General features: G+C 66.5%; 8 protein-coding genes. 2 read left to right on the forward strand and 6 right to left on the reverse strand.

Features of this window, described 5'->3' with window-relative positions; all coding sequences use genetic code 11:
- Nucleotides 1-24 precede the first annotated feature (24 nt).
- Nucleotides 25-1,053, forward strand: coding sequence for an SDR family oxidoreductase (locus BRAS3809_RS12720; RefSeq protein WP_008962501.1), 1,029 nt, complete (start codon nucleotides 25-27; stop codon nucleotides 1,051-1,053).
- A gap of 161 nt (nucleotides 1,054-1,214) precedes the next feature.
- Complete coding sequence (locus tag BRAS3809_RS12725) at nucleotides 1,215-2,015, forward strand: 2-keto-4-pentenoate hydratase (protein ID WP_008962502.1); 801 nt, start codon at nucleotides 1,215-1,217, stop codon at nucleotides 2,013-2,015.
- Nucleotides 2,016-2,074: 59 nt separating this feature from the next.
- On the opposite strand, the gene BRAS3809_RS12730 is transcribed toward BRAS3809_RS12725, so the two are convergent.
- The 6 genes from BRAS3809_RS12730 to flgF form a co-directional block, all read right to left on the reverse strand.
- Nucleotides 2,075-2,368, reverse strand: a complete 294-nt coding sequence (locus BRAS3809_RS12730) for a helix-turn-helix domain-containing protein (protein WP_008962503.1) — start codon at nucleotides 2,366-2,368, stop codon at nucleotides 2,075-2,077.
- On the reverse strand, nucleotides 2,368-2,703 hold the full coding sequence (locus BRAS3809_RS12735) for a type II toxin-antitoxin system RelE/ParE family toxin (protein WP_008962504.1): 336 nt from the start codon (nucleotides 2,701-2,703) through the stop codon (nucleotides 2,368-2,370). Before BRAS3809_RS12735 ends, BRAS3809_RS12730 begins: the two co-directional genes overlap by 1 nt.
- Before the next feature lie 455 nt (nucleotides 2,704-3,158).
- Nucleotides 3,159-3,938: a flagellar basal body L-ring protein FlgH gene (gene flgH / locus BRAS3809_RS12740; protein ID WP_008962505.1), complete on the reverse strand. Its 780-nt coding sequence runs from the start codon at nucleotides 3,936-3,938 to the stop codon at nucleotides 3,159-3,161.
- A 5-nt stretch (nucleotides 3,939-3,943) separates the two neighbouring features.
- Nucleotides 3,944-5,011: a flagellar basal body P-ring formation chaperone FlgA gene (flgA, locus tag BRAS3809_RS12745; RefSeq protein WP_008962506.1), complete on the reverse strand. Its 1,068-nt coding sequence runs from the start codon at nucleotides 5,009-5,011 to the stop codon at nucleotides 3,944-3,946.
- 19 nt (nucleotides 5,012-5,030) lie between these two features.
- A complete protein-coding gene (gene flgG, locus BRAS3809_RS12750) occupies nucleotides 5,031-5,819 on the reverse strand; it encodes a flagellar basal-body rod protein FlgG (RefSeq protein WP_008962507.1) in 789 nt (262 codons plus the stop codon).
- A 28-nt stretch (nucleotides 5,820-5,847) separates the two neighbouring features.
- Nucleotides 5,848-6,612 (reverse strand): flagellar basal-body rod protein FlgF, encoded by a 765-nt coding sequence (gene flgF / locus BRAS3809_RS12755; protein WP_008962508.1) that lies wholly within the window; start codon nucleotides 6,610-6,612, stop codon nucleotides 5,848-5,850.
- Between the last annotated feature and the right edge of the window lie 246 nt (nucleotides 6,613-6,858).

The raw sequence follows: 6,858 nt of genomic DNA on the forward strand, positions 1-6,858 counted from the left end.
TGATGAGGGAGGAGAGGCAACGCGATGAGCGAGGTCCTGGTCACCGGCGGTTCCGGCTTTATCGCCACGCATGTGATCCTTCAGCTTCTGGCCGCGGGCCATCGCGTGCGCGCGACCCTGCGCAGCCTCGCTCGGCAGAACGAGGTCCGGGCCACGCTCGCCCGGGGTGGCGCGGTCGATCCCTTGGCCGTGTCCTTTCATGCCGCCGACCTGACCAGGGATGACGGCTGGCGCGCGGCCGCGGCGGGCTGCCACTACGTCCTCCACATCGCTTCGCCGCTGCCGGATTACATCCCGAAGGATGAGAACGAGCTGATCGTGCCGGCGCGCGACGGCACCTTGCGGGTGCTGAGGGCGGCCCGCGACGCCGGCGTGAAGCGCGTGGTGCTGACCTCGTCCTTCTCTGCCGTCGCCTATGGCCACGGGCCGCGGGAGGCGCCTTTCGACGAGACCGACTGGACCGACCTCGATGGTCCCGATGTGCAGCCTTATCCCAGGTCCAAGACCATGGCCGAGCGTGCCGCCTGGGAGTTTCTCGCCAGCGAGGGTGGCGCGCTGGAACTCGCGACCATCTGTCCGGTCGCCGTGCTCGGCCCGGTGCTGGGTCCGGACTTCTCGCCGTCGATCGCGCTCGTGCAGGCGCTGATGCAGGGCCGGGCGCCGGTGGCGCCCAGGATCCATCTCGGCCTGGTCGACGTCCGTGATGTCGCCGACCTGCATCTGCGGGCGATGACCGACCCGGCCGCCAAGAGCGAGCGGTTCCTGGCCGTCGCCGGGCCGCCGCTGTCGATCCTCGAGATCGCCGCCGTGCTGCGGAGGCGGATGGGCGAGGCGGGGCGGCGCACGCCGCGGCTCGAGATGCCGAACTGGCTGGCCCGCATCGTGGCGCTCGGCGTCCCGCAATTGCGCGACGTCAAGCCGCTGCTCGGGCTGCGCCGGGCCGCCTCCGGCGACAAGGCGCGGCGCCTGCTCGGCTGGCATCCGCGACCGAATGATGAGATCATCGTCGCCACCGCGGAGAGCCTGCTCAAGCTTGGGCTGGTGCGGCCGTGACGCGGCTGAAGCGAAGTCTCAGCGGTGCGGTGGCGCTTCAAGCGCGGCGTGAAGCCGTCGCGAAGGGATGGGGCGGGCCGTAAAAGCTGTATCCTGACAGGCTGTTAACCATAAAATCTGAGAGGCCGCTTCGGGCGGCTGACAGCGGGAGTTGAACGACCATGGGAGCAGACGAGGTCCTTGCCGCCGCGCAATTGATCGTGGCTGCCCGCCGCGAGCGGACGAAGCTGGCGGCGTTGCCGGCTCATCTTCAGCCGAAGGATGAAGCGGCCGGCTATGAGATCCAGCATGAGGCTCACTGGCTGCTTGCCGAGCACATCGGCGATTTCGCCGGCTACAAGATCGGCTGCACCAGCAAGGTGATGCAGGACTATATCGGCATTGCGCACCCTTGCGCCGGCGGCGTGTTCGCGGGCGGCGTCCACGCCTCGGGCGTCACGCTGCGCGCGGCCGATTACGTCCGGGTCGGCGTCGAATGCGAGATCGCGGTGCGGCTCGCGAAGGACCTGCTACCGCTCGATGCGCCCTTCACCATCGCCCATGTCGCGGACGCGATCGGCGATTGTCACGCGGCGATCGAGATCGTCGACGACCGTTATGTGCAATGGGAGACCATGGGCGCGCCGACCCTGGTGGCGGACGACTTCTTTGCCGCGGGCTGTGTGCTGGGACCCGCCGTCCCGCGCGACGCCGCCGGAGACCTCGCCGCCGTGCAGGGCCGCGCCTTCGTGAACGGTGCCTTGGCCGGGCAGGGCACCGGCGCCGACGTGCTCGGCCACCCCTTGCACGCGCTCGCCTGGCTCGCCAACCATCTCGCCTCCCGCGGTGACGGGCTCGAGGCCGGGCAGCTGGTGCTGACCGGCAGCCTGGTCAAGACGGTCTGGCTCAAGCCCGGTGACCGGGTGCGGATGGAGCTGGACGGGCTCGGCGTGGTGGAGGCGGCGTTCACCTACGCGGGCTGACGTATGCGAGGCGCACGCGGCTTCGGGCCGCGGCAAAGTTCGTCCGAACGTCGTGCCGGTCAGACGAGCTCCATGTGCAGATGACGTCCAACGGCTCTGGCGGCGCGCGCTAGCGTCCCGAGAGTCACCGACTCATTGTCCGGATCGAGTAACCGGTCGAGCTGAGCCCGGCTGGTCTCCATCCGCGCGGCCAGTTCGGTCTTGGAAAGAGCCTCTCGCTGCATCAACTCTTCAAGCTGCCGGACCAGCACGCGCTTGATCGCCCGCGCCGTCACGATCTCGTAGAGGCCGTCTTCCTTCAGAAAATCGTCGAAGGCGGAGCCGACCTTGCCGGTCTTCTTCGGTGTCCGCATCACGCAATGTCCTTCATGCGCTTGAGGGCCAATTCGATATCGGACGCCGGAGTTTTCGGGCTCTTCTTGATGAAGGCGTGGAGCAGGATCATGCGGCCATCCCGCTCGCAGAAAATCACGCGAGCGTTGCGGCCCTGCGGTAGACTGCTGCGCACCTCCCAGAGACCCTCTCTCAGAGGTCGGCACAGAGGCAACCCGATAGGCCAGGCGAACTCAACGTCTTTGATGTCCTCGCCGATCGCTCGGCGATCCTCGAACGACAACTCTTTGAGCCAATCCCGAACCGGCTCGCGGCCGGACGGAAGGGCGTAGAAGAAGGCCGGCAGGCGCTTCATTGAAGTGTACCATTTTTGGTACGAAATGCAAGAACGCGTAACATCCGTAGCGGTATAGAACAAAAAGTGAACAAAAATTTGGTTCTCGTCAAGTCCTCTTGGCTCTGTGGCGCCTGGTCCATCGAGGCATCAGGCTCCCGTGAGCGCGCGTTCGCCTTCCGCAGCTCGAAACGAACACGGCCTCCGGCAGGGGAGCTACCGGAGGCCGCGTATACACTGCCCGCGGCGCCTAGGTTCGCGTTGGGCAATGTGGGAGCTCGTGTTCAGGAGAAGGGCGGCGGCTGCGGCGGATTTCCGTGTCGCGCTCGGCCGGTCCTTGCCTGACCCTCCCGGATCGGGAGGGATTTTCGTCATGTCCTTCGTTGTTTCTTCTGGGGAGCCGAACTGACCAGATCAGGCCGGCGGTGTCTTGAATGACCGGGCGCTTCGCCCGGTCGGAGCTGGCTGTGTCCGGCTCAGAACGGCAGCAGGATGTCCATCACCTGCTGGCCGTAGCGCGGCTGCTGGACGTCGGTGATCTGGCCGCGGCCGCCATAGGAGATGCGGGCCTGGGCGATCTTGGTGCTGTCGATGGTGTTGTCGCTCTGAATATCCTCGGGGCGCACGATGCCGGCGACGATCAGCTCGCGGATCTCGTAGTTGACGCGGATCTCCTGCTTGCCCTCGACGACCAGGTTGCCGTTCGGCAGCACCTGGGTCACGACCGCCGCGACGCTGGTGGTCAAGGATTCCGAGCGCTGGATCGTGCCCTTGCCGTCGGACGACGAGGTGCCGTCAGCGGTGAGGATGCGGCCGGGCAGCACCTTCTGGGCCTGCACGCCGAGCGTCTTCGAGCCGATGAAGTCGGTGATCCCCGAATCTTCCTTGTTGGTGCGGCTGCGCTGGGTCTCGTTGGCGAAGTTGGCCTTGTCGGAAATGCTGACAGTGACGGTCAGCAGATCGCCGATCTGGTGCGCGCGCTGGTCCTTGAAGAAGGCGCGCGAGCCGTTGCGCCACAGCGAGTTCGGCGCGTAGGACACGGTCTCCGGCTTCGGCATCGGCATCTGCACCGGCTTGTAGCCGGGCTGCGTGGTCGGATTGTCGATCTCAGTCAGCTTCGGCCGCTCGCCGATCTGGCTGAGCCGATCGATCGAGGAGCATCCGCCCGCGACCGACAGCACCGCGAAGGACACCGAGATCAGCGCGATGCGCCGCAGACCCGAAACGCCCTGACCATTGAACTTGAACTTGGACATGAAACTTACTCGGCTTTCGGGGTGGCGGAGGAGGGCAGGCGGCTGGCGACGGAGACCGGCGCCGTGATGTCGGCTTCGGAGGTCTGGGCCGGTTTGGCGACGGCGATGTCGACCGAAACCTGGCCACGGCCGCTGACGCGGCCGGTGACGGTGCGCTTGGACTGCAAGTTGAGCACGTTGACGACATCGCCCTCGGTGCCCGACTCCAGCGCCTTGCCGCGCGTGGTGAGATAGATGCCGGCGGTCTGGTAGATCAGCGTCACGGCCTGGTCGCGCTGGACGAGGTCCGGCTTGGCGAGGTCGGTGGCCTTGAGGGCCTGGCCGGCCCGGACCGGGCGGCGCATCTGCATGCCGACAGCCAGCTCGCGCGAAGCCGGCTCGGCGCCGCCGAGCTCGGCGCGCGGCCGCCGCTCGACCTGCAGGTCGCTCGACCGGATCACCTCGTTGCGGTCGATGTTGCGGGTCAGCACCATAGCCTCGACGGTCTCGATCGCCGTGCCGGTGTAGCGCAGCTTGGTCGGGGCGGTGCCGCCGGCATTGCCGAGCTCGAAAGCGATGTCGAAGCGGCCGGTGCGCGGGTCGAAGCGGATATTGGTCGGGGCCAGCGTGCCGTTGCTGGAGGCCTCGAACTTCAGGTCCTGGACCGGCTGGTCGAAGCTGATGCTGAGGCTCGTGGCATCGCCGAGCCCGTTGCGGTGCTCGAGCGCCTGGGCGACCGCGCCGCTGATCTCCTTCGCATCGACGGCGCGGGCGAGCCGGGTGACCGCGACCTCCTTGATGTCGCGGACGTCGACGCCGATGACCTGGTGATTGCGCAAGGTCGCGATCACCTGCGCGGCCGGCAGCACGCCGGTGGTGCCGAGATCGGGGGCGCGGTATACGGCGATGTTGGCGGCGACCCCGGCATTGTCGATCAGGTCGCCGACGCGCACGATGTCGCCGGTGACGTTGACGGTCGCGCGCAGCACGGGCGCCTTGATCTGGTCGTCGGCCTCGCCGGCGAAGGCCGACAAAGCGGTCGAGGCGAGCAGGGCGGCTGCCAGGAGGATGGGGCGGGCGGTACGGGTCATCATGGTGATCTCCCTTCAGGCCTCAGCGGAACAGCGCGGTGGTGGACTGCATCATCTGGTCGGCGGCGGAGATGACCTTGGCGTTCATCTCATAGGCGCGCTGGGCGGCGATCAGCTCGCTCATCTCGCTGACGACGTCGACATTGGCCTGCTCGAGGCTGCCCTGGGTGATGCTGCCGAGGCCGTCCTGGTTGGCGACGCCGTCCTGCGGCGCGCCGGAGGAGGGCGTGTCGGTGAACTGGTTGTTGCCGACCGGCTGCAGGCCGGCCTTGTTGATGAAGCGGGTGACCTGGAGCTGGCCGATGATGTTCGAGGTGGTCGAGCCCGGCAAGGTCACCGAGACCTGGCCCTGCGAGTTGACCGTGATGCCCGAGGCGTTCTGCGGGATCGTGATGGTCGGCTGCACCGGGTTGCCCTGGGCGGTGACGATGCGGCCCTGGTTGTCCATCTGGAAGGTGCCGTCGCGGGTGTACTGGAAGGTGCCGTCCGGCATCAGGATCTTGAAGAAGCCTTCGCCTGAGATCGCGAGGTCGAGGTCGTTGCCGGTCTGCGACAGCGTGCCCTGCGTCATCGAGCGCGGCGTGCCGACGGTCTTGACGCCGCCGCCGATGTCGATGCCGACGGGCAGGATCGTGCCCTGGTCCGACGACTGCGCGCCGACCCGGCGCATGTGCTCGTAGATCAGGTCCTGGAACGCCGCCGTCTGCTTCTTGAAGCCGGTCGTGCGGAGGTTGGCGATGTTGTTGGAGATCACCTGGACGTTGAGTTCCTGGGCCGCCATTCCGGTCGCAGCGGTGTGAAGCGCCTGCATGTCACGTCTCCTTCAAAGTCTGTCGTGGTCAGGCCGGAACGTCGGCGAGTTTCTCGATCGCGCTCTTGCGCATGTCGCTCTGGACCTGCAGCATGTTGGCGACCTGGGTGTAGGCACGCATCACTTCGACCATCTTGCTCATCTCGCCGACCGCGCTGACGTTCGACTTCTCGATGTAGCCCTGCTGGACGGTGGACTTCGTGTCCTGCTGCGCGGTGGCGCCGCCGACCGCGGCGTAGAGGTTGTTGCCCTGCTTCTGGGCCTGTTGCGGATCGGTGAAGTTGACGATGCGCAGCTTGCCGCGGATCGAGTCGGTGCGGTTGACGCCCTCGACGACGGTGACGGTGCCGTCCGGCGAGATGTTGATGTCGTGGTCGGTCGGCTGGAACACGATCGGGCCGCCGGTGCCGAGCACGGGGTCGCCGGCCGCGGTCACGAGCTGGCCGATATTGTTCATGTGCAGATTGCCGTCGCGGGTGTAGCGCTCGCCGCCGGCGGTCTGCACCGTCAGGAAGCCGTCGCCGGAAATCGCGACGTCGAGCGCGTTGCCGGTGCGCTCCATCGAGCCCTGGGTGAAGTCGCGGTAGGTGCCGCGATCCTGGACGTACGAAACCTTGCGGGCGGCGCCCGGAAAATTGTCCTCATGCGCGCCGGAGGAGAGATACTCCTCGAACAGCTGCTGATCGGCCTTGAAGCCGTTGGTGTTGACGTTGGCGACGTTGTTGGCAACGACGTCGAGTTGCCGCTCCAGCACCATCTGCCGCGACAATCCGATGAGAAGCGCATTCTCCACCGGTCGATCTCCCCTCTTAACGAATCCCGTCCGCGGCGCCTCTCCCAAGGCGGTCTCGATCGGGTCTTCAAAGAACCGTTCAGCTCTCCCAAGCCGGCGGGTTCGCAAAGGGAGACAGCGAAAGCCGTGCCAACTCTAAAATCTGTTTCTAATCAATGGTTTGTGTTTTCGGTGGGGCCGGAAACACCCGGCAATAACGGCGCGCTAACCATATTTGCCCGGCAAGATTTTCCCACCTCCTTAACA

The sequence above is a fragment of the Bradyrhizobium sp. STM 3809 genome (genome assembly GCF_000239795.1).
Classification (GTDB): Bacteria; Pseudomonadota; Alphaproteobacteria; order Rhizobiales; family Xanthobacteraceae; genus Bradyrhizobium.